This window comes from Paenibacillus sp. FSL W7-1287, assembly GCF_038004245.1.
GTDB lineage: Bacteria > Bacillota > Bacilli > Paenibacillales > Paenibacillaceae > Pristimantibacillus > Pristimantibacillus camelliae.
This window is the reverse complement of sequence record NZ_JBBORD010000001.1, coordinates 163719-188269: the sequence shown is the minus strand read 5'-3', so window position 1 is coordinate 188269 and position 24551 is coordinate 163719. Positions and strand designations below refer to the sequence as shown.

General features: G+C 43.1%; 20 protein-coding genes and 1 other annotated feature. All 20 genes read left to right on the top strand.

Going from position 1 to position 24551, the window contains the following annotated elements:
- The first annotated feature begins 47 nt into the window (after positions 1–47).
- The 20 genes from rplK (at position 48) to NSQ99_RS00870 (ending at position 24392) form a co-directional block, all read left to right on the top strand.
- Positions 48–473, top strand: a complete 426-nt coding sequence (gene rplK / locus NSQ99_RS00965) for a 50S ribosomal protein L11 (RefSeq protein WP_251670934.1) — start codon at positions 48–50, stop codon at positions 471–473.
- 113 nt (positions 474–586) lie between these two features.
- Positions 587–1279 (top strand): 50S ribosomal protein L1, encoded by a 693-nt coding sequence (rplA, locus tag NSQ99_RS00960; protein WP_251670933.1) that lies wholly within the window; start codon positions 587–589, stop codon positions 1277–1279.
- Between the two features lie 20 nt (positions 1280–1299).
- Positions 1300–1455: a sequence feature (ribosomal protein L10 leader region), on the top strand.
- A 54-nt stretch (positions 1456–1509) separates the two neighbouring features.
- The gene (gene rplJ / locus NSQ99_RS00955) at positions 1510–2019 is read left to right on the top strand and encodes a 50S ribosomal protein L10 (RefSeq protein WP_251670932.1); all 510 of its coding nucleotides are present in this window, start codon (positions 1510–1512) and stop codon (positions 2017–2019) included.
- A gap of 89 nt (positions 2020–2108) precedes the next feature.
- A complete protein-coding gene (gene rplL / locus NSQ99_RS00950; RefSeq protein ID WP_251670931.1) occupies positions 2109–2474 on the top strand; it encodes a 50S ribosomal protein L7/L12 in 366 nt (121 codons plus the stop codon).
- 121 nt (positions 2475–2595) lie between these two features.
- Positions 2596–3192, top strand: a complete 597-nt coding sequence (locus tag NSQ99_RS00945) for a class I SAM-dependent methyltransferase (RefSeq protein ID WP_340834397.1) — start codon at positions 2596–2598, stop codon at positions 3190–3192.
- 1010 nt (positions 3193–4202) lie between these two features.
- A complete protein-coding gene (gene rpoB / locus NSQ99_RS00940) occupies positions 4203–7820 on the top strand; it encodes a DNA-directed RNA polymerase subunit beta (RefSeq protein WP_251670929.1) in 3618 nt (1205 codons plus the stop codon).
- A gap of 101 nt (positions 7821–7921) precedes the next feature.
- Positions 7922–11548, top strand: a complete 3627-nt coding sequence (gene rpoC, locus NSQ99_RS00935) for a DNA-directed RNA polymerase subunit beta' (RefSeq protein WP_251670928.1) — start codon at positions 7922–7924, stop codon at positions 11546–11548.
- Between the two features lie 465 nt (positions 11549–12013).
- On the top strand, positions 12014–12433 hold the full coding sequence (gene rpsL, locus NSQ99_RS00930) for a 30S ribosomal protein S12 (RefSeq protein ID WP_251670926.1): 420 nt from the start codon (positions 12014–12016) through the stop codon (positions 12431–12433).
- Between the two features lie 76 nt (positions 12434–12509).
- On the top strand, positions 12510–12980 hold the full coding sequence (rpsG, locus tag NSQ99_RS00925) for a 30S ribosomal protein S7 (RefSeq protein ID WP_251670924.1): 471 nt from the start codon (positions 12510–12512) through the stop codon (positions 12978–12980).
- A gap of 30 nt (positions 12981–13010) precedes the next feature.
- Positions 13011–15089 carry an elongation factor G gene (gene fusA, locus NSQ99_RS00920; protein WP_340834392.1) on the top strand — a complete coding sequence of 693 codons (2079 nt, stop codon included), beginning with the start codon at positions 13011–13013 and terminating at the stop codon, positions 15087–15089.
- Between the two features lie 98 nt (positions 15090–15187).
- Complete coding sequence (gene tuf, locus NSQ99_RS00915; RefSeq protein ID WP_251670922.1) at positions 15188–16378, top strand: elongation factor Tu; 1191 nt, start codon at positions 15188–15190, stop codon at positions 16376–16378.
- Between the two features lie 166 nt (positions 16379–16544).
- Entirely contained in the window at positions 16545–17585 is a 1041-nt protein-coding gene (locus NSQ99_RS00910) for an ABC transporter substrate-binding protein (protein ID WP_251670920.1), read from the top strand.
- A 101-nt stretch (positions 17586–17686) separates the two neighbouring features.
- Complete coding sequence (locus NSQ99_RS00905; protein ID WP_251670918.1) at positions 17687–18595, top strand: ABC transporter permease; 909 nt, start codon at positions 17687–17689, stop codon at positions 18593–18595.
- Positions 18596–19390 (top strand): ABC transporter ATP-binding protein, encoded by a 795-nt coding sequence (locus NSQ99_RS00900; protein ID WP_251670916.1) that lies wholly within the window; start codon positions 18596–18598, stop codon positions 19388–19390. It begins immediately after the preceding gene.
- A 219-nt stretch (positions 19391–19609) separates the two neighbouring features.
- Positions 19610–20197 carry a 50S ribosomal protein L25 gene (locus NSQ99_RS00895; protein ID WP_251670914.1) on the top strand — a complete coding sequence of 196 codons (588 nt, stop codon included), beginning with the start codon at positions 19610–19612 and terminating at the stop codon, positions 20195–20197.
- Positions 20198–20815: 618 nt separating this feature from the next.
- Positions 20816–21763, top strand: coding sequence for an ABC transporter ATP-binding protein (locus tag NSQ99_RS00890; protein WP_251670912.1), 948 nt, complete (start codon positions 20816–20818; stop codon positions 21761–21763).
- Positions 21756–22514, top strand: a complete 759-nt coding sequence (locus NSQ99_RS00885) for an ABC transporter permease (protein ID WP_251670910.1) — start codon at positions 21756–21758, stop codon at positions 22512–22514. Before NSQ99_RS00890 ends, NSQ99_RS00885 begins: the two co-directional genes overlap by 8 nt.
- A 41-nt stretch (positions 22515–22555) precedes the next feature.
- On the top strand, positions 22556–22942 hold the full coding sequence (locus tag NSQ99_RS00880; RefSeq protein ID WP_251670909.1) for a GntR family transcriptional regulator: 387 nt from the start codon (positions 22556–22558) through the stop codon (positions 22940–22942).
- Positions 22939–23640, top strand: coding sequence for an ABC transporter ATP-binding protein (locus NSQ99_RS00875; protein WP_340834386.1), 702 nt, complete (start codon positions 22939–22941; stop codon positions 23638–23640). The genes NSQ99_RS00880 and NSQ99_RS00875 overlap by 4 nt, the downstream gene beginning before the upstream one ends.
- A complete protein-coding gene (locus tag NSQ99_RS00870; protein ID WP_340834383.1) occupies positions 23634–24392 on the top strand; it encodes a hypothetical protein in 759 nt (252 codons plus the stop codon). Before NSQ99_RS00875 ends, NSQ99_RS00870 begins: the two co-directional genes overlap by 7 nt.
- Positions 24393–24551: the final 159 nt, after the last annotated feature.

Genomic DNA, 24551 nt, shown 5'->3' with positions numbered 1-24551 from the left:
GAGCTTGTAAAAGCTATCTTGTATATCACGTCAAGGAGGTGTGAATCATGGCAAAAAAAGTTATCAAATTGGTAAAACTGCAAATCCCTGCAGGAAAAGCTAACCCAGCGCCACCGGTCGGTCCAGCACTAGGTCAAGCTGGTGTTAACATCATGGCATTCTGTAAAGAGTTTAACGCTCGTACAGCTGACCAAGCGGGATTGATTATTCCGGTTGTTATCTCAGTATTTGAGGATCGCTCCTTTACTTTTGAAACAAAAACGCCACCTGCTGCTGTACTTCTTCGTATCGCTGCTGGCGTTGAAAAAGGATCTGGAGAACCTAACAAGAAAAAAGTTGCAACGGTTAAACGTGACAAAGTTCGCGAAATCGCTGAAACAAAAATGCCAGACCTTAACGCAGCTACTGTTGAAGCAGCTATGCTTATGGTTGAAGGTACTGCTCGTTCAATGGGTATCACGATCGTTGACTAATCAACAGATGATATCTACGCGAGAACAACTCGCTTTGTGAAGCTTTTGCTTCACGGGTGGGAGGAGTGGCGTTTGAAGTCACCCCGTTATAACCACAATAGGAGGAATTTACAATGGCTAAACACGGCAAGAAGTATGTTGAAGCAGCTAAGCTGATCGATCGTGAAGCTAGCTACGAGCCACTACAAGCAATTGAGCTTGTTAAGAAGGCATCTACTGCAAAATTCGACGAGTCCGTTGAAGTTGCTGTACGTTTGGGCGTAGACCCACGTAAACAAGACCAAGCTGTTCGTGGTGTAGTTGTACTACCACACGGTACTGGTAAAACAAAAAAAGTTTTAGTTTTCGCTAAAGGTGAAAAACTAAAAGAAGCAGAAGCTGCTGGCGCTGACTATGTTGGCGACACAGACATGATTAACAAAATCCAACAAGGTTGGTTCGATTTCGATGTCTGCGTAGCAACACCAGACATGATGGCTGAAGTTGGTAAGCTAGGTCGTATCCTTGGTGGTAAAGGCCTAATGCCTAACCCTAAAGCAGGCACAGTAACATTTGATGTTGCTAAAGCCGTTCAAGAAATCAAAGCGGGTAAAATTGAATACCGTCTTGATAAAGCAGGTCAAATCCATGCTCCAATTGGTAAAGTTTCATTCGATGCTGAAAAGCTGAATGAAAACTTGAAAGCTCTAGTTGATGCACTTCTTCGTGCTAAACCAGCAGCAGCTAAAGGGGTTTACCTGAAAAACATCGCTGTTTCTTCTACAATGGGTCCTGGTGCTCGTGTTGATACTTCGAACTACCGCTAATTGATCGAAGAATAGTGAATTAAATTTGAATATGCATACCGTAGACAGTAGGTGCCTATAAGGCTTAATTTCCTACCGAGGTGTTATGATAGAGCGTTAAGCAATTCAAGATTATTGAAGTGCGAATCGAATCATGGCCCTTGCTACTAGATTGCGAGGGCCTTTCTCATGCATCGAGGGCAGGATCTCTCTTTTACACGGGATGTAAATTTTTACAGGAGGTGTACAGTTTGGCTAACGCTAAGATTATTGAGCAGAAACAACAAGCAGTTAACGTGGTAGCTGAGAAGCTTTCTTCCAGCCCAAGTACGATTATCGCTGATTATCGTGGACTTAATGTTGCTCAAGTAACTGAGCTACGTAAACAGCTTCGTGAAGCTGGTGTTGAGTTCCAAGTTCTTAAAAACTCAATCGTTCGTCGTGCGACTGAAGGTACTGATTACACAGCGCTTAACGATATTCTAACTGGTCCTACAGCTGTTGCATTCAGTAATGAAGATGCAGTTGCTCCAGCTAAAATCCTTTACAACTTCGCAAAAGAAAATGATGCGTTGCAAATTAAAGGTGGTCTAGTTGAAGGTAAAGTAGTTGACGAGGCACAAGTTAAAGCACTTGCTCAACTTCCTTCTCGCGAAGGTCTTCTTTCTATGCTACTCAGCGTACTTCAAGCGCCAGTTCGCAACTTCGCGCTTGCAGTTAAAGCTGTTGGTGATAAGCAAGAAGCAGAAGCTCAAGCTTAATATCGCTTGATGCATGTACTGTTGAATGACAATCGATGCTTGAAGCATCGCAAAAAAACTAAATTATAATATATTTCGGAGGTAATACCATGTCTAAAGAGCAAATCTTAGAAGCAATTAAAGGTATGACAGTTCTTGAACTGAACGATCTTGTTAAAGCAATTGAAGAAGAATTCGGCGTTACTGCTGCAGCTCCTGTAGCTGTTGTAGCTGGTGGCGGCGACGCTGGCGGCGCAGCTGCTCAAACTGAGTTTGATGTAATCCTTACAAGCGCTGGCGCTGGTAAAATCAACGTAATCAAAGCAGTTCGTGAAATCACTGGTCTTGGCTTGAAAGAAGCTAAAGAACTTGTTGATGGCGCACCTAAAGCAATCAAAGAAAAAGTTGGCCAAGAAGAAGCAGATTCTATCAAAGCTAAACTTGAAGAAGCTGGCGCATCTGTAGAAGTTAAGTAATTAACTTTTACTTGTGGCAGATCAAACCCCTTGAAGCCTGGCTTCAAGGGGTTTCTTTCCATGTGTTAAGGTAATAACTAGGATTTAGAATTAGAATATATGTTGTAGGCTGGTGACCTTATTGAGCAATCACTATTATAGCGAAAAGCCGAATGTAGCTAGTAATGAACAGCAGCATGAATGGCAGTTACGTGGATTTAAGCTGAAATTTACGACCGATGCTGGTGTTTTCTCTAAAGCTGGAGTTGATTATGGAAGTCAGGTATTAATAGGTGCCATGGAATTTGCAGAGCATGCTACCGTATTGGATGTAGGTTGTGGCTACGGCCCGATTGGAATTACTGCAGCCAAGTTAGCTCCTAAAGGACATGTTACGATGATCGATATCAACGAGCGGGCGGTAGAGCTAAGCAAAAGAAATGCAGCACTAAACGAAGTTCACAATGTAACGGTTATGCAGAGTGATCTATATGAAGCGGTTAAAGAAATGCGCTTTGACTGTATTATAAGCAATCCACCTATCCGAGCAGGAAAAGCGGTAGTTCATCGTGTGTTTGAAGAAGGATATGAGCTTTTGAATGATGGCGGTACAATGTGGATCGTCATTCAAAAAAAACAAGGAGCTCCTTCTGCAAAAGCAAAGCTGGAATCGATGTTTGCTGGGGTGGAAGAGGTGACCAAGGATAAAGGCTATCGCATCTTCAAAGCTACTAGATGAAGTTCAAAAATTTAACTTTGATCACGATGTGCTGCGTTGTAGCTTATTCGACATCGAATCTTGAATTCAGCCGGGACTTCCGGTACTCACGTACCAACTACGTACGCTGCGTTCCTCATTCCCTAGCTTTATTCAACCTTCTCGGTGCTGAAAGTTGAATTTTTGAACACCTATTTGAAGATGAAGTTCAAAAATCCAACTTTGATCACGATGTAATACGCTGTAGCTTATTCGACATCGAATATGAAACGCTACCGAAAACTTCGGTGCTCACGTACCAATACCGTACGCTGCGCTCCTCGTATTCTAGTATCGTTCCATCTTCTTGGTGCTGAAAGCTGTATTTTTGAACACCTATTTGAAGGGGAGTTCAAAAATCCAACTTTGATCACGATGTATAACTGAAAGCATACTCGACATCGAATCTTGAATTCAGCCGGGACTTCCGGTACTCACGTACCAATTACGTACGCTGCGTTCCTCATTCCCTAGCTTTATTCAACCTTCTCGGTGCTGAAAGCTGAATTTTTGAACACCTATTTGAAGATGAAGTTCAAAAATCCAACTTTTGATCACAATGTACGACTGAATGTATACTCGCATCGCAGCTTGAATATGGCTGATTCACTTGGATTAGCAGTTTATGAAAATTATTCTGAAAACCAAGAAAAAGATTTGACTTGACATTTCGGATATGTTAGTATTATAAAATGTCAGCATAAAATTGCTTGAATTGTGCTTAGTTATCTACTGTCAAGTGTCAAATTGCGGTATAACCAAAATAATTTGTACATCTTGGAGTATAACGATATAAATTTGGGCAAAATTACTTGATATGGACCATTATGTAAGATTACAGGTGGTCATCAGCCGGAAACATGCTCTTTTTTCGAACTATTCGATAAGGGCTTTTCTTTATTTTTATGATCTCTAACTATGAAAAATGTAGAGATTGCAACAGCTGTATAAAATATTGCTGCTGTTAGACAGACATGAGGGGTGAGGTTAAGTTGGCAGGACAACTTGTTCAGTATGGTCGTCGTACGCGTAGAAGCTACAGTCAGATCAGAGAGGTGCTGGAAGTCCCGAACCTGATTGAAATCCAACAAAAATCGTATGAGAAATTTCTGGAGACAGACTTGATCGAGTTATTCCAGGATATATCACCGATTACGGACTTTACGGGCAATTTATCGCTTGAGTTTATTGATTACAGCTTAGGTGAACCTAAATATTCAGTCGATGAATCGAAAGAACGGGATGTTACGTATGCAGCTCCTTTGCGCGTGAAGGTACGCTTATTTAATAAGGAGACTGGCGAGGTTAAGGAACAAGAAGTCTTTATGGGTGATTTCCCACTAATGACAGAGACCGGCACGTTTATTATTAACGGGGCGGAACGCGTTATAGTCAGCCAATTGGTTCGATCCCCAAGTGTTTACTTCAGCACTAAGGTTGATAAAAACGGTAAAAAGGCATACACGGCTACTGTAATTCCTAACCGTGGTGCTTGGCTCGAGCTAGAAACGGATGCGAAGGACATTGTTTATGTTCGTATCGACCGTACGCGTAAAATTCCTGTAACAGTATTGCTTCGTGCTTTAGGTTTCGGAACAGACGCAGAAATTCTTGATCTGCTCGGACACGATGAATATATCTCTAATACGCTTGATAAAGACAGCACGGACTCTACAGAAAAAGCACTCATTGAAATTTATGAGCGCCTGCGTCCAGGTGAACCACCAACATTGGATAACGCAAAAAGCTTGCTAGTAGCTCGCTTCTTTGACCCAAAACGCTATGATTTAGCGAATGTTGGTCGTTATAAAATTAACAAAAAGCTTCATATCAAAAACCGTCTGTTCAATCAGCGCCTTGCAGAGGATCTGATTGATGCATCGACTGGTGAGATTGTTGCTGAAAAAGGCCAAGTTATTGATCGACGCTTGCTTGATCAAATTCTAGATCGTCTAGAATCAGATATTGGCTTCAAAACATATGGAGTAGCGAATGGTGTGCTTGATGCACATGACATTCCGCTGCAAACGATCAGCGTGTACTCGCCGCTTGATGAAAGCAAAGTAATTAAGATTATCGCAAATGGCATTATCGATAAGTCTGTTAAGCATATTACACCTGCAGATATTATCGCTTCGATCAACTACTTCTTGAACTTGCTTCATGGCGTAGGTGACGTAGATGATATTGACCACTTGGGTAATCGTCGTTTGCGTTCAGTTGGTGAGCTACTGCAAAACCAATTCCGTATTGGTCTTTCTCGTATGGAACGTGTTGTTCGTGAGAGAATGTCCATTCAGGATGCGAATGCTATTACGCCTCAGGCTCTAATTAATATTCGTCCAGTGATTGCATCCATTAAGGAGTTCTTCGGATCCTCCCAGCTATCACAGTTTATGGACCAAACGAACCCACTGGCTGAACTAACGCATAAGCGTCGTTTGTCTGCACTAGGACCTGGTGGTTTGACGCGTGAGCGCGCGGGCTTCGAGGTGCGTGACGTTCATAACTCTCACTATGGTCGTATGTGTCCGATCGAGACGCCAGAGGGACCGAACATCGGTTTGATCAACTCCTTGTCTACGTATGCACGTATTAACGAGTACGGCTTTATCGAAGCTCCGTATCGTTGGGTTGATCCTGAGACAGGTGTTGTTACAGATAAAGTAACGTATATGACTGCGGATGAAGAGTACAACTATATCGTTGCGCAAGCGAATGCTCCTCTAACGGAAGAGAACAAGTTCGCTGAGAAAGAAACGATTGTACGTTTTAATAAGCAGGCAGATAATATCTTGACTATGCCAAGTTCTCGCGTTGACTATATGGACGTATCTCCTAAGCAGGTTGTATCTGTGGCAACGGCGCTAATTCCGTTCCTTGAGAATGATGACTCCAACCGTGCGCTTATGGGATCGAACATGCAACGTCAGGCGGTACCATTGCTTATACCGAAAGCTCCTTTTGTAGGTACAGGTATGGAGCATAAAGCTGCGAAGGATTCTGGTGTATGTATCGTTTCTAAATACGATGGTGTCGTTGAACGCGTATCGGCAAATGAAATCTTGCTGCGCCGCGTTGAGATCGTTGACGGCAAGGAAGTACAAGGTGACCTTATTAGACATAAGCTTCATAAGTTTATGCGTTCTAACCAAGGTACATGTATTAACCAACGCCCTCTTGTTCGCAAAGGTGACGTCATTAAAAAAGGCGATATCATGGCGGATGGCCCATCAACAGAGAACGGTGAATTGGCATTAGGTCGCAACGTAGTCGTTGCCTTCATGACTTGGGAAGGCTACAACTATGAGGATGCGATCTTGCTAAGCGAGAAGCTAGTTAAAGAAGATGTGTACACATCTATTCATATTGAAGAGTATGAATCCGAAGCTCGTGATACGAAGCTAGGACCAGAAGAAATTACTCGCGATATTCCGAACGTAGGTGAAGAAGCGCTTCGCAACCTTGATGAGCGTGGAATTATTCGTGTCGGAGCAGAGATTAATTCTGGAGATATTCTTGTAGGTAAAGTAACACCTAAGGGTGTAACGGAGCTTACTGCTGAAGAACGTCTACTTCATGCGATCTTTGGCGAGAAGGCACGCGAGGTTCGTGATACGTCCCTACGTGTACCGCACGGTACAACAGGTATCGTTGTCGATGTGAAAGTATTTACTCGTGAGAATGGCGATGAGCTTCCTCCTGGAGTGAATCACCTTGTACGTGTATATATTGCACAAAAACGTAAAATCTCTGAAGGGGATAAGATGGCGGGACGTCACGGTAACAAGGGTGTCATCGCACGTATTATGCCAGAAGAGGATATGCCATTCCTACCAGATGGAACACCAGTAGAGGTTGTTCTTAACCCACTAGGGGTACCGTCTCGTATGAACATCGGTCAGGCTCTTGAGGTACACTTGGGCATGGCTTGTAAATACCTTAACATTCATGCAGCTACCCCAGTATTCGATGGTGCGAATGAGGAAGATGTATTCGACACGATGGAAGAAGCAGGTATGCAGCGTAATGGTAAGACGAAGCTATTTGATGGCCGTACAGGTGAAGAGTTTGAGCGCGAAGTAACCGTTGGTGTCATGTATATGATTAAGCTAGCGCACATGGTAGAAGACAAAATCCATGCTCGTTCAACAGGACCTTACTCACTTGTTACACAGCAGCCGCTTGGTGGTAAAGCACAATTCGGTGGTCAGCGCTTCGGTGAGATGGAGGTATGGGCGCTTGAAGCCTATGGTGCAGCCTATACACTACAAGAAATTCTTACCGTTAAATCCGATGACGTTGTCGGTCGTGTAAAAACGTATGAATCGATCGTTAAAGGTGAAAATGTTCCTGAACCAGGTGTTCCTGAGTCATTCAAAGTATTGATTAAGGAGCTTCAAAGCTTAGGTATGGACGTGAAGATCCTGACAGAGGACGAAGAGGAAATCGAAATGAAGGAAATCGACGACGAGGATGATGGAACAAGCGAAAAGCTAAACCTCGATGAAGTCGATAACTTCGAAAGAGCTCCTGTCAGCGTCGGTGCTTCCGAGCTCGAAGCTGCTGGATTTAGCGAACAAGAAGAAGATATGGATGATCTAGCATAAAAGGTATAACGTAAGCAGAAGAGCTTCAGTCGGTGTGCGCACTGATTGAAGTTCGATGCTTCATTAAGACATAGTCATACATGACGAAGGAGGGTTGCTCCTTGTTGGACGTGAACAACTTCGAGTATATGAAAATTGGTTTGGCATCGCCAGACAAGATTCGCTCATGGTCCCGCGGAGAGGTTAAGAAACCGGAAACCATCAATTACAGAACTTTAAAACCGGAAAAGGAAGGTCTTTTCTGTGAAAAGATTTTCGGACCAACTAAGGACTGGGAATGTCATTGTGGTAAATATAAACGTGTACGCTACAAAGGTGTAGTGTGTGATCGTTGTGGTGTTGAAGTAACACGCGCTAAAGTGCGTCGTGAGCGTATGGGTCACATTGAGCTTGCTGCTCCTGTATCTCATATTTGGTACTTCAAAGGTATTCCAAGCCGCATGGGTCTTGCACTAGACATGTCTCCTCGTTCTCTTGAAGAGATCATCTATTTTGCATCCTATGTTGTAACAGATCCAGGTGAAACTCCACTGGAGAAAAAACAGCTACTATCCGAGAAGGAATATCGCAGCTATCGTGAAAAATATGGCTACGGCTTCCAAGCAGGAATGGGTGCTGAAGCTGTTAAAAAATTGCTTCAAGATATCGATCTTGAACGCGAGCTCGAAACATTGAAGGAAGAGCTTCGCACAGCACAAGGACAACGTCGTAACCGTGCGATCAAACGTCTAGAGGTCGTTGAAGCATTCCGTAACTCTGGCAACAACCCAGAGTGGATGATCATGGATGTACTTCCTGTCATTCCACCGGAGCTTCGTCCAATGGTTCAATTGGATGGTGGACGCTTCGCTACATCGGATCTAAATGATCTTTACCGTCGTGTTATTAACCGTAATAACCGCTTGAAACGTCTATTAGATCTTGGTGCTCCAGACATTATCGTACAAAATGAAAAACGCATGCTTCAAGAAGCAGTGGATGCGTTGATTGACAATGGTCGTCGTGGTCGTCCAGTTACTGGACCTGGTAACCGTCCATTGAAATCACTTTCTCATATGCTTAAAGGTAAGCAAGGTCGTTTCCGTCAGAACCTACTAGGTAAACGTGTCGACTACTCTGGTCGTTCCGTTATCGTTGTAGGTCCTAACTTGAAAATGTACCAATGCGGTTTGCCTAAAGAAATGGCGCTTGAGCTGTTTAAGCCATTCGTCATGAAAGAGCTTGTGAATAAAGGTCTTGCGCATAACATTAAAAGCGCAAAACGCAAAGTAGAGCGCGTTAGTCCAGAGGTATGGGATGTGCTTGAGGAAGTAATCAAGGAGCATCCAGTTCTGCTTAACCGTGCCCCTACATTGCACAGACTAGGGATTCAAGCGTTCGAGCCGATTCTTGTTGAAGGTCGTGCGATTAAGCTTCATCCACTAGTATGTACAGCGTACAACGCGGACTTTGACGGTGACCAAATGGCCGTTCACGTTCCATTGTCTGCTGAAGCACAAGCAGAGGCGCGTATGCTAATGCTTGCGTCTGGTAACATCTTGAACCCTAAAGACGGTAAACCTGTTGTTACTCCGTCTCAGGATATGGTTCTTGGTTCTTACTATTTGACTATGGATAATAATGAAGCGAAGGGTAGCGGTTCGATCTTTGCTACGGTAAACGAAGCTGTATCTGCATACCAACGCGGTATCGTTTCTCTTCATGCTCGTATTGTTATTCCAGCAAAAGTATTGAACAAATCAAGCTTTACTGAAAAGCAAAACAATGCATTACTTTGTACAACGGTCGGAAAAGTCATTTTCAATGAAATTTTCCCTTCTGAATTCCCGTATATCAATGAGGCTACTAAATCTAACTTGATTAACGGAATTCCTGATAAATACTTCGTTTTCGATAAAGGTGTAGATTTGTTATCGGTGCTTAATGAATTGCCAATCGCTCCTGCAGTTGGTAAGGACTACCTAGGCTCCATTATTGCGGAATGCTTCCGTAAATATCACACTACGAAAACTTCGGTTATCCTTGACGAAATCAAGCAGCTTGGTTTCACTTACTCTACAAAGGCTGGTATTACGATCGGTGTTGCCGACGTTATCATCCCAGAAGAGAAGAAAGAAATTATGCGTGCATCTGAGGAAAAAGTTCAAGTCGTGATGAATCAATACCGTCGTGGTTTGATTACGAACGAGGAGCGCTATGACCGTATTATTAGCATTTGGAGTAAATGTAAGGATGATGTTACAGATATCCTGATGAGATCGATGGATCGCTACAACAACATTATGCTTATGGTTGACTCTAAAGCCCGCGGTAACAAATCTCAGATTACACAGCTTGGCGGTATGCGTGGTTTGATGGCCAACCCGTCTGGTCGTATCATCGAGTTGCCGATCAAATCTAACTTCCGTGAAGGTCTTACAGTCCTAGAGTACTTTATCTCGACGCATGGTGCGCGTAAAGGTCTTGCCGATACAGCACTACGTACAGCCGATTCTGGTTACTTGACTCGTCGTCTTGTTGACGTTGCTCAGGACGTAATCGTTCGTGAAGAGGATTGCGGCACAGATAAAGGCTTTACCGTTAGCAAAATCCAAGACGGTAAAGAGGTTATCGAGGATCTATTCGACCGTATCGAAGGTCGTTATTCCTTCGAAACTGTTCGTCATCCACAAACAGGAGAGGTTCTTGTTAATCGCAATGAACTAATCGATGCAGATAAAGCGGAGGAAATTGTAGCTGCAGGTGTAGAAAAGCTGCAAATCCGCTCTGTTCTTAGCTGCCGTGCTCGTCACGGTGTATGTAAAGTGTGCTATGGCCGTAACTTGGCTACAGGTAAGCATGTTGAGATTGGTGAAGCGGTTGGTATTATCGCTGCTCAATCCATCGGTGAGCCGGGTACACAGCTGACGATGCGTACGTTCCATACAGGGGGCGTAGCCGGAGACGATATTACACAGGGTCTACCGCGTATCCAGGAGCTTTTCGAGGCGCGTAATCCGAAAGGTCAAGCGATTATCTCTGAGCTTGATGGTGTCGTGAAGAAAATTCACGAAGCGAAAGATCGCCGTGTAATCGAAATCCAAGGTGAAGCAGAATCGAAAGAATATGCGGTAACCTATGGTTCTCGTATCCGTGTCACAGAAGGCCAGCATATTGAAGCTGGGGATGAGTTAACTGACGGTTCCATCGACCCTAAAGAAATGCTTCGCATTAAAGGGGTTCGTGGTGTTCAAAACTACATCCTTCAAGAAGTACAACGCGTTTACCGTAACCAAGGGGTAGAAATTAACGATAAGCACGTTGAAGTAATGATCAAGCAAATGCTTCGTAAAATCCGTATCGTCTTGTCTGGAGATACGAGCCTATTGCCAGGTTCCTTCGTTGACATGCACGAATACGAAAGTGCGAATCTGGAAGCGATTCTTGCAGGTAAAGAGCCGGCTATCGCTAAGCCAGTGCTATTAGGTATTACGAAAGCATCACTTGAAACAGATTCCTTCCTATCTGCAGCATCGTTCCAGGAGACTACTCGTGTCCTTACAGATGCAGCGATCAAAGGTAAGGTTGACCAGCTTCTTGGTCTTAAGGAGAACGTTATTATCGGTAAGCTGATCCCTGCAGGTACAGGTATGCAGCGCTATCGCAATATTCGTTTCCAAGGGATGGAAGACGCGAACGACTCAGATCAAAATACTGACGAACAGCAAGAAGCATTAGCTGTCGAGTAACTTTGATATAAATTAAAACGACAAATTTCAAGCCTTAGTGGTGCGAGATTTGTCGTTTTTTTATTCAGGGCTACTCATATTCGTATCCAGAGGTAATGAAGAATTTGTCTAAACAAACGTGTAGAAATAAAGAGTTTGTAAATATGAGTATAACGGAGTAAATGTTGGTACAAGCTTCAAGTATTAAGCGTTATAATATGTGTGTGAAGCTCGAGTCGAAGCGATCCTAACAAGGGATATCATATGCTTTACAGCTATTGAGTACATTCGAAAAAAATGTTTCAGAAAGCAACAAAGATAACTTGACACACTCTACCCGCAAATGATACTATATCTGAGTGCGCCTAGGAATCAGGCTTAAGAATTCTTACGCAAAATTATGATTCGCCTGGATCTGTGGGCTTGAATTTAGGGTGAAATGTCTACCAACATAAATGACATAATTATGGGAAGGGGGTGGCACAATTGCCAACAATTAACCAGCTAGTTCGTAAAGGACGTCAAGCGAAAGTAGTGAAATCTAAATCTCCAGCTTTGCATAGAGGTTATAACGCGTTGAAACGTGAGATTACTGAGCTTAACTCTCCACAAAAACGTGGTGTTTGTACTCGTGTAGGTACAATGACTCCGAAGAAGCCGAACTCCGCGCTTCGTAAATATGCCCGTGTACGTCTAACTAACCGTGTAGAGGTTACTGCGTACATTCCAGGTATCGGTCATAACCTTCAAGAGCACAGTGTAGTACTAATCCGTGGTGGCCGTGTTAAGGACTTACCGGGGGTACGTTACCACATCGTTCGTGGTGCGCTAGATACTGCAGGTGTGAACAACCGTATGCAAGCTCGTTCTAAATACGGTACGAAACGTCCTAAAGCTAAAAAATAATCGTACGCTCATAAAGAGCAACGTCAAACCAACAACCAACAACTAATAACAATATTGATGAAAGGGGGACTTCTAAATGCCACGCAAAGGTCCTGTTACTAAACGCGATGTGCTACCAGATCCGTTGTATAACTCTAAACTGGTAACACGCTTGATTAACCGTATTATGATCGACGGTAAAAGAGGCGTTGCGCAAACAATTTTGTATGATGCATTCAAATTGGTTCAAGAACGTACTGGAAATGATCCAATGGAAGTTTTTGAAGCAGCTATGAAGAACATCATGCCTGTACTTGAAGTTAAAGCTCGTCGTGTAGGTGGTGCGAACTATCAAGTACCTATCGAAGTTAAACCAGAACGCCGTACGGCACTAGCACTTCGCTGGTTGGTTAACTACTCCCGCAACCGCGGTGAGAAAACGATGGAAGAGCGTCTTGCAGCAGAAATCATCGATGCTTCCAATAACACTGGTGCATCTGTGAAAAAACGTGAAGACACTCACAAAATGGCGGAAGCTAACAAAGCATTCGCACACTACCGCTGGTAGAATTAAGAGAATTGAAAGGAGAAAATCACTGTGGGTAAAAGAGAATTCTCCTTGGAAAATACACGTAACATCGGTATCATGGCGCATATCGATGCGGGTAAAACGACAACTACCGAGCGTATCCTTTTCTTCACTGGTCGTAATCACAAGATCGGTGAAACTCATGAAGGTACTGCTACAATGGACTGGATGGAGCAAGAGCAAGAGCGTGGTATCACAATCACATCTGCTGCGACAACAGCTCAATGGAAAGGTCACCGCATCAACATCATTGATACTCCAGGTCACGTAGACTTCACAGTTGAAGTTGAACGTTCCCTACGCGTATTGGACGGGGCTGTAGGCGTATTTAGTGCAAAAGAAGGCGTTGAGCCGCAATCTGAAACTGTATGGCGTCAAGCTGATAAATACAACGTACCTCGTATTGCGTATGTTAACAAAATGGATATTATCGGTGCAGATTTCTTGAACGTAGTCAAGGATATGCGTGATCGTCTACAGGCTAATGCGGTTGCGATTCAAGTACCAATGGGTGCTGAATCTGACTTTGTCGGCGTAATCGACATCATTGATCGTGTAGCTTACACGTACAACGATGATAAAGGTACTGATGCAGTAGCTGGTGAAGTACCTGCTGAGTATGCTGATCAAGTTGAAGAGCTTCGCAATGAGCTTATCGAAAAAGTTGCAGAACTTGACGAAGATCTAATGATGAAATATCTTGAAGGTGAAGAGATTTCTATTCCAGAAATCAAAGCCGCTCTTCGTAAAGGCGTAACTGAAACTAAAATTTTCCCTGTTGTTGCTGGTTCTTCTTACCGTAACAAAGGGGTTCAACCAATGCTAGATGCGGTTGTAGCATATCTACCTTCACCGGTTGATATCCCTGCAATCAAAGGTACACTTGAAGATGGTACTGAAACAACTCGTCCTTCTTCTGATAGTGAGCCATTCTCAGCGCTAGCTTTCAAAATTATGACTGACCCTTATGTTGGCCGTTTGACGTTCTTCCGCGTATACTCTGGTGTTCTTACATCCGGTTCTTACGTATTGAACTCTACAAAAGGTAAACGTGAGCGTATCGGTCGTATCCTGCAAATGCATGCGAACCACCGTGAGGAAATCCAAGAGGTATTCTCTGGCGATATCGCTGCTGCTGTAGGCTTGAAAGATACAACAACAGGGGATACACTATGTGATGAGAAGAATGCAGTTATTCTTGAATCCATGAATTTCCCTGATCCAGTTATCCAGATCGCAATTGAGCCTAAAACAAAGGCTGACCAAGATAAACTTGGTGTTGCGATTTCTAAACTTGCTGAAGAGGATCCAACTTTCCGCGCTTACACTGACGAAGAAACTGGTCAAACAATTATCGCTGGTATGGGTGAGCTTCACCTAGACGTTCTTGTAGACCGTATGCGTCGTGAGTTTAAGGTAGAAACAAATGTTGGTGCTCCACAGGTTGCTTACCGTGAAACATTCCGCGCTGCTGCGAAGGTTGAAGGTAAGTTCGTTCGTCAGTCTGGTGGTAAAGGTCAATTCGGTCATTGCTGGGTTGAATTTGAACCACTTGAGGCAGGTAGTGGATTCGTATTCGAAAGCAAAATTGTCGGTGGTGCAATTCCTCGTGAATACATCGCTCCGATCCAAGCTGGTATCGAAGAATCCATGAAAAATGGTGTGGTTGCAGGCTATCCACTTGTTGATATTAAAGCAACAGTTGTAGATGGTTCATACCATGACGTTGACTCCTCTGAGATGGCGTTCAAAATTGCAGGTTCTCTAGCGCTTAAAGCTGCTAAAGATAAATGTAATCCGGTTATTCTTGAGCCTATCATGAAGGTTGAAGTTACAGTTCCTGAAGAATACTTCGGTGATGTAATGGGTATGATCAGCTCTCGTCGTGGACGTATTGAAGGTTCAGATAGTCGCGGAGGCGCTCAAATTATCCGTGCTAAAGTACCTTTGTCCGAGATGTTTGGTTACTCCACAACTCTTCGTTCCGGTACTCAAGGACGCGGTGTATTCGCAATGGAGCTTTCTCACTACGAAGAGGTTCCAAGATCTATTGCTGAAGCAATTATTGCTAAGCATAAAGGCGAATAATTCAAATATTTGATTTTGGCCGAATTTAGATATAAAATAGTCTAAACTCGGCCTACACATAAATATAAATTAAGATACATTGAGGAGGATTAAGTTCAATGGCAAAAGCTAAATTTGAACGTACTAAACCACACGTTAATATTGGTACTATCGGTCACGTTGACCATGGTAAAACAACTCTAACTGCTGCAATCACTACTGTTCTTTCTGTAAGAAACGGTGGCGCAGCTATGGGCTATGACCAAATCGATAAAGCTCCAGAAGAGCGCGAGCGCGGTATCACAATCTCTACTTCTCACGTTGAGTATGAGACTGCTAACCGTCACTACGCACACGTTGACTGCCCAGGTCACGCCGACTACGTTAAAAACATGATCACTGGTGCTGCTCAAATGGACGGCGCGATCCTAGTAGTTTCTGCTGCTGACGGTCCAATGCCACAAACTCGTGAGCACATCCTTCTTTCTCGTCAAGTAGGTGTTCCTTACATCGTAGTATTCTTGAACAAATGTGACATGGTTGAAGACGAAGAGCTTCTTGAGCTTGTTGAAATGGAAGTTCGCGATCTTCTTTCTGAGTATGAGTTCCCTGGTGATGATACTCCAATCATCCGTGGTTCTGCTCGTGAAGCTCTTCAAGATCCTAACGGCCAATGGGCTGACAAAGTTGTTGAGCTATTCGAACAAATCGACTCTTACATCCCAACTCCAGAGCGTGCTACTGACAAGCCATTCCTAATGCCTGTCGAGGACGTATTCACAATCACTGGTCGTGGTACAGTTGCTACTGGCCGTGTTGAGCGTGGCGAAATCAAAGTTGGTGATGAAGTTGAAATCATCGGTCTACAAGAAGAAGTTCGTAAGTCTGTAGTAACAGGCGTTGAGATGTTCCGTAAATTGCTTGACTATGCTCAAGCTGGCGATAACATCGGTGCTCTTCTTCGTGGTGTTGATCGTAAAGACATCGAGCGTGGTCAAGTTCTAGCTAAACCAGGTTCTGTTAAACAACACACAAAATTTACAGCTTCTATCTACGTTCTAACTAAAGAAGAAGGTGGCCGTCATAAGCCTTTCTTCACTGGTTACCGTCCACAGTTCTACTTCCGTACAACTGACGTAACTGGTATCATCAACCTTCCAGAAGGTTCTGAAATGGTTATGCCTGGTGACAACATCACTGTAACTGTTGAATTGATCGCTCCAATCGCGGTTGAAGAAGGTACTCGCTTCTCTATCCGTGAAGGTGGTCGTACAGTAGGTGCAGGTGCGGTTGCATCCATCGAAGCTTAATAATTGCGCAGCATAAGCTGCTCAAAGCTCCCAGTTTACTGGGAGCTTTTTTTATTGATTATACATAAATATTTTCCTTATCAATTTAATGTGTTGACGCGAAACTGCGTTAATATTAAGATGATGTAAAGTAGCTTATCCTATATTGTTCGAGAGGGGTCAACCAATGAAGAAGAAAAGTTTATTTGTTACATTATTAGCAACAATGATGCTGCTAATGACAGCTTGTGGTGAAGGCAATACGAATACAAATAAGAACAGCAACAGCAATACTGGGGAAGAGGCTTCGGGTAAAAAGTATAAAGTAGCAATTTCGCAGTTTGTTGAGCATCCATCACTAGACGCTGTTAAAGACGGTATTATCGCAGCATTAGCAGATGGCGGCATTAAAGAAGGCGAAAATCTTGAAATTGACTATCAAAACGCTCAGGCTGACTTTAATAACTTACAGCCTATCTCGCAAAAGATTAAAGATGGAAAACCAGATGTAGCGGTAGGTATTGCAACACCAAGCGCATCTGCACTTGTAGATGAAATTACAGATTCACCGGTTGTATTTGCAGCGGTTACAGATCCAATTGATGCGAAACTAGTTCCTTCATTAGAGGCATCTGGTAGTAATGTAACAGGGGCTTCGGATTCTAACCCTGATGCTATTCATCAATTGATGGATTTCATTGCAGCTGAGTTTACTGAAGTGAAGAAAGTTGGTATCGTAATTAATAAAGGTGAGCCTAATGCTGTCGTTATGGCGGATACTGCGAAAGCACGCTTAGCAGAGCATAACATTGAGCTTATTGAAGCGGCGATCGCGAATAGCTCAGACATTCCGCAAGCAGCTCAATCTCTTGTTGGTCAAGTCGATGCATTGTATGTAACGCTAGATAATACGGTTGTTGAAGCGATTGATATTATTCTAGATGTTGCACATAAGCATGATCTTCCGCTGTTCACTTCTGATCGTGACACAGTAGAGGCGGGCGCATTTGCAACAGTTGGTTTTAAATATTATGATCACGGCTATGAAGTCGGTGAAATGCTGCTTGAAATCTTAAAAGACGGTAAAAATCCTGGGGATATGAATATCCGCAAACCAGAAAATCTTGATTTTATTCTTAACGTAGGTGTTGCCGAAGAAATGGGCATTACGGTTACAGATGAAATGAAAGCTTACGTAAAAGACCCAGCAACTAATATTCTTGAATAGTATAGAACTTACAAGTATTTGCAGGGATCAGGATGTGCTGATCCCTTTTTTCATGAAAAACTAACTAGTAATAACATAAGTAGAATTGGAGGTAGATACATGTGCTGACTTCTTTGCTTGGTGCAGTAGAAAGCGGTTTATTGTATGCATTAATGGCACTTGGTGTTTATATCACCTATCGTGTGCTTGATTTTCCCGATTTGACCGTTGACGGAAGCTTTACCACAGGGGCGGCGATCGCTACTGTTTTGACACTTAACGGTACACCACCGGTCCTTTCATTAATATGTTCGTTTATCGGTGGAGCATTAGCAGGGCTTATGACAGGACTTCTTCATACGAAGGGTAAAATTAATGGGCTATTATCCGGTATTATTATGATGATTGCTTTATATTCTATTAACTTGAGAATTATGGGTAAACCTAACGTTTCACTTCGTGGTGAAGCAAACTTGTTTGATGGTGCTAATGTATTGCTCGTTGGATTAATTATTGCGGTTGGTGTGAAGCTGCTGCTTGACCTATTCTTCAAAACGAATGTAGGTCTAAGCTTGCGCGCTACTGGAGACAACAAGCGAATGATTCAAAGCTTCGGTGCAAACACTGATCGCACAACCATTATTGGTGTATCATTGTCCAATGCACTAGTTGCAACATCTGGTGGTTTGATCGCGTTTTCTACAAACCAAACTAATAACAACATGGGTGTCGGTATGATTGTTATCGGACTTGCATCTGTCATTATTGGTGAGGCCATCTTCGGTAAGTCTTCAATTTTCCGCACGACACTTGCTGTCGTGCTTGGTGCCATTGCATATCGCCTGATCTATGCGCTAGCACTTCGCGTGCCAGGTATGGATGCTCAGGATATGAAGCTGATCACAGCTATTATTATTGTAGGTGCACTCGTTATTCCGACGATAAGGTCGGCGATTCAGGATAAAAGTGTTTCGCGTAAACGAGCTGCTGAGGTCATTGAGAAAGTTGCCTCGAAGGGAGGCGTAAGTTAGATGCTGCATATTAAAGAGGTATCGAAATTATTTAACCCAGGGACGATTGATGAGAAGGTTGCTTTGCTTAAAGCGGACCTTCAGCTTAAGCAGGGTGATTTTGTTACGATCATCGGAAGTAACGGTGCGGGGAAATCTACGCTGATGAATATCATTTCTGGCGTTCTGAAGCCTGATATTGGAGTTGTCGAGATCGACGGTAATGATGTTAGTTCGTTGCCTGAGCATAAACGGAGTCAATGGATCGGCAGAGTATTTCAGGACCCTATGGCAGGAACAGCGCCGCGAATGACCATTGAGGAGAATTTGGCTGTTGCTTATAAGCGCGGTCAGTCGCGTGGTTTTTCTTTCGGTGTTACGAAGAAAACCAAAATGATCTTTAGAGAAGAGCTATCGAGACTAGGGATCGGTTTAGAAAATCGTATGAATGCGAAGGTTGGTCTACTCTCTGGTGGAGAGCGTCAAGCGTTAAGCTTGCTCATGGCAACCTTTACACGTCCGCAAATTTTATTGCTAGACGAGCATACAGCCGCTCTGGATCCAGCTCGAGCAGAGCTAGTTACAGATTTAACAGAAAAAATCGTTAAAGACTTAAATCTAACGACCTTGATGGTTACACATAATATGGAGCAAGCCATCCGCCTAGGTAATCGATTAATTATGATGGACAAGGGTCAGATTATTTTGCAGGTGAATGAGGATCGTAAAAGTGAGCTGACTGTTGAAAGATTGCTAGGTGAATTTGAGCAGATCAGCGGTAAGAAAATGGCAGACGATCGGGTCGTTCTCGGATAAAGCTTGCTAGATTAGACTTTATAGTGACAATATGATAAGGTAGATTAATAGGCATTTCATTCGCGCAGAATGAGGTGCCTATTTATATAGTGGAGTAGAAAGGAGGCTTGATGCGATGAAGCTCTAGTGTCTCTCACACAATGTGAGAGCGGAATCTATAGTCGAAAAAAGGCAATCGATTTTGATAAAAAGCACAGGGTATGAAAAGGAGACGATCATATGAGTAATCAAATCTTAGTTAACGTACGCGAAAAAAGCAGTCGTGCGCAATTAAAGCAGCTACGTAAAGCAGGTAGAATTCCTGCTGTAGTATTCGGAGCAGGGAGTGAGAATGCTACCATTGACGTTCCAAAAAAAGAGTATTTACAATGGTTGAAGACTGGCGGAGGTAGTGTTGTATATCTTCAAGTAAACAATGAAGATAAGGTTCCTGTCCTTTTGGAGGATATGCAGCGTCATCCAGTGACGGGTGAAGTGATTCATATCGACTTCTTGCGTGTAAACGCGAAAGAAGAGGTTCGTACACGCCTGCCAATTGTATTTACAGGAACTCCAATTGGTACAAAGGAAGGTGGCATTATTCAAACGGATAGCACATCCGTTGAAGTTACAGCACTTCCTCATTTGATTCCGGCTTCGCTGACAGTTGATATTAGTGGGATGAAAGTTAGCGATACGATTCAGGCAAGTGATCTTAAGCTGCCTGAAGGTGTTCAACTAACATCTTCCCCGAACGAATATCTAGTCTCGATTGTAGCGTCCCAGGTAGCAGCGACGGTGGTTGATGGTGAAGAAGTAACTTCATAATCAAGCCTTCACATATATTAGAGGAAGTTAAAAAGCCCGACTTTGATGACGATGTCATGTGCTGTAGCATACTCGACGTCGAATATGGAGAGCTAGCGAAAACTCCGGTGCTCACGTACACAAGACGTACGCTGCGCTCCACGTTTTCTACTAGCTCTCCATCTTCTCGGTCCTGAAAGCCGAGCTTTTTAACCTATATTGGAAGAGGAAGTTAAAAAGCCCGACTTTGATGACGATGTCATGTGCTGTAGCATACTCGACGTCGAATATGGAGAGCTAGCGAAAACTCCGGTGCTCACGTACACAAGACGTACGCTGTGCTCCTCGTTTTCTACTAGCTCTCTATCTTCTTGGTCCTGAAAGCCGAGCTTTTTAACCTATATTGGAAGAGGAAGTTAAAAAGCCCGACTTTGATGACGATGTTTTGCGTTGTAGCTTACTCGGCATCGGATCTAGCATTCATCGGTTTGAACAATATCAACAGCCAAAAGCGGCAAATGCAGTCAATGCATTTGCCGCTTTTTATTTTTTTAATCCATCTATTTACAATACCAATGTTATAGTGTACTATGTAACTAATACACAGATACACAATATTGGATAGGAGTGAAAAGCGATATGTCACATCAACAGGATGTAGTTCTTCAACTAGACAAAGTAACGAAGAAGATCGGAAAGCAAACGATCGTTGATCAACTGAGCTTTGAAGTGAAGAAAGGTGAGATCGTCGGCCTGCTGGGTCCTAATGGAGCAGGAAAAACGACAACGATTCGCATGATCGTTGGTCTAATTGGAATGACCAGCGGAGAGGTGCTAATTAACGGACAGAGTATACGCAGCAGCTTCTCAAAAGCTATTGCTCGTGTTGGTGCCATTGTAGAGAACCCGGAATTTTATTCGTATATGACCGGCTGGGATAACTTAAAGCAATACCAACGCATGATTCCATCGATAACAGTAGAGCGAATGAAGCAGGTCGTTGACGTTGTCGGTCTAACAGATGCTATGAATAAAAAGGTAAAGTCATATTCATTAGGGATGAGACAGCGCTTAGGCATTGCACAGGCACTCATGCATTCGCCAAGCATTTTAATATTGGATGAGCCGACCAATGGTCTAGATCCTGCAGGTATCCGTGAAATGCGGGATTACTTAAAAACAATCGCACAGCAGGAAGGAATAGCGGTACTTGTATCTAGTCATCTATTATCTGAGATTGAACTGATGTGTAGCCGAGTCGTTGTTATTCAGCAAGGTAAGTTCGTGCATGAACAGCTGATTGGCGGTGCACAGATACAGCAAGATGGCAACGAAGAGTTCAATGTACTCGTTAGAGTAAACCAATTAGAACAGGCGAAGCAGCTGCTTGTCGGCCGCGAGGAACTTCAATTCATTCAAGCGAATGAATTAACGAATGAACTGGAGATTCGTTGTAAGGACGAGGCACTTGCTAATTATATTCATGAGCTGAGTGCTCACCGGATTTCGGTATACCGGGTCGTAGAAGTAAAACGCTCGTTAGAGGATGAGTTCTTAACGTGGACTGGAGGGAATCAGATTGTATAGTTTCTTACAATTAACAACAAATGAATGGTTAAAGCTAGCTAAAAAGAGAGGTTTTTTCATAGCTTTTCTAATTATCCTTTTAATGCCGCTAGGCATTGCAGTTGTCGTAAAAAGCTTTCTAGAGGGAACAGAGCTCGGATATGTTGAGTTTATGCAATCTGTCATAGACATTAATGGTGGCGGAACACTCTATCTGTTCCTTTGCATGATCTATACAGCAAGCTTGGTATCGGGAGAACATCAGCTTGGAACGATTAAACTGCTGCTTATTCGTCCGCATTCTCGAAGTAAAATTCTTGCTTCTAAATATGCAGCATTGCTGGTATTTAATATTGTACTTCTATTGTTTGCGTTAATTGTTAGCTTTATTATCTGCATAGTGTTCTTTGGTATGCAGGGTGAAGGCAGTATGATCGATGTTTGGAAAACGGTTCTGTACACCTCCGTAAATACTGTGATGTATACCTCCATTGTCTTTATGCTGAGTGTACTAACGAAATCAACAGGCGCAACGATCGGAATTGCACTCTGTCTTGTATTCGTATCAGATCTTGCTGTCTTGCTGCTAGCTAAATACGAATTTGCAAAATATCTTCTATTTTTCAACCTAGATTTGCGCATGTACGAAGAAGGCGGTGTGCCTTTAATGAAGGGGATGACACTCGGGTTTTCTATTACCGTACTGGCGGCGTATCTCATCGCAATATTAGCGACATCATTCTATGTATTCAAAAAACGCGATGTGGCATAGTTAGGCAAAGCAATGAAACATAGAAAGGGGTGTAAGGCTGGATGATTGAATTTGATAATAACTTACCGATCTATATGCAAATTATGAGCTATCTTAAAAAGCAGATTATCGTTGGAAAGCTAAAGCCTAGCGATAAAATTCCTTCCGTACGAGAGTTAGCCTCTGAGCTGCAAATAAATCCGAATACGGTACAGCGTACATTCTCAGAGCTGGAGAGAGAAGGCATTGTAGAGACGAGACGCGGGCTTGGACGATATGTAACAAGTGAGGAGTCGATCATTATGGGAATTAAAAAGGAAATGGCAGGAGAGCTGATCGAACATTTTATTCAAGGCATGCAGGAGCTGGGCTTTGCCAGTAATGAAATCATCTCAATCGTTAGCGATGCAGTGGAGAGCAAAGGGGAAGAGCGAGGTGACAATCCATGAGTGTAGTTCTTGAGGTGAAGGATATTCATAAGAGCTACTGGAGAAAAACTGCACTAAGCGATGTTAGCTTCACGATCGAACGTGGTAAAGTCATTGGGCTATTAGGTAGTAACGGAAGTGGTAAGACAACACTAATGAAGCTCATCGCGGGATTGACACATCCGACAAGCGGTTCGATTAAAGTAGGCGGTGCGACGGTCGGTCATGATACGAAGCGTATTGTCTCTTATATGCCAGACATTCCACTGACTGAGGGCTGGATGAAGGTAAAGGATGCAGTTTCGTTTTATCGTGACTTCTATGTTGATTTTGATCATGCGAAAGCAAACGAGATGATATCCTTTATGAGGCTGAATGAACAGGATCGAGTAAGCAGCCTTTCCAAGGGGATGCAGGAGAGATTACAGCTAACGTTAGCACTTTCGCGTAATGCAAGCCTGTACTTGCTGGATGAGCCAATAGGCGGTGTAGATCCGGTTGCACGTGGTAAAATACTAGACGCACTCGTTGAGTACTATAACCCAGAAAGCAGCATTATTCTTACGACGCACCTTTTGACGGATATCGAACGAATCTTTGATGAAGTAATCATGCTAAAGCAAGGTAAGCTGATTCTTCAGGAAGATGTTGAGACCATTCGAATGAAACGTGGTAAAAGTGTCGACGAGTTGTTTAAGGAGGTGTACGCAGAATGCTAAAGCTTCTTAAATACAACTGGAAGATGAACAGTCTTAGCTTGTACATTGTTTTGGTGTCATCGGTTCTCTTGTATGCACTCTTAGTCATCGGTAAATATAAATGGGGCTGGATGGATGAACTAGTGTTCGTTGGTGGTGTTGTCGTTTCATCACTAAGCAGCTTAATCCTTCTTGTAATGACGAGTCTCAGCTATAAACATCAATTGAGCAGCTATCATCGAAGATTGCTTCCGTTATCGCAGCTAGAAGAAATTGCTTCTATATTATTGCTTGGTGTTGTATATATGCTGCTTGCTGCGACGCTTACGTTTGCATTCTTCGCAGTGCTAGACGTTAATTTCAATTCTGCAGAAGTAAATAAGGCAATGGAAATTTTGCTGCAGCCAAAGCCATTAATAAGTAGTATTTTATTCGCATTATGGAATACCATTACGCTATTAGCTCTAATTATGCTATCGATGGCGACGACTTACTCCTTCCGTGGTAAGTATCGCGCATGGATTGGTGTTATTGTGTTTATTGGCTTTAGCTTGGCTGTCGATTACATCACAAACTTAGTTGTAGGACCATCCTATGATCAGTACTTCGCATTCATTAAGTTCGGTAGCTATGAAGCCGACATTTCACTAAGCGAAAGCTTGCCAGTCGATTGGTTTCACTTCTGGTCAGTGCCGATGCTCATCGCTGCGCTGGCGTTAGTGCTCAAGCTAGCGGTTACTCACTATCTAATGAAGAAACGTATTCAGCTTTAATCGTAGCTTCTGATTAAACAGTCTTAGCTCATGTGCTAAGACTGTTTTTATTTGGCACATGACAAATAAAAGATGTTTCATTATAATTGTTTAGGTGTTCGAAAGTATCGGAAATTAGGCCAGAAAATCAGTTGTAAAACAACGTATAAATTTAGTTGC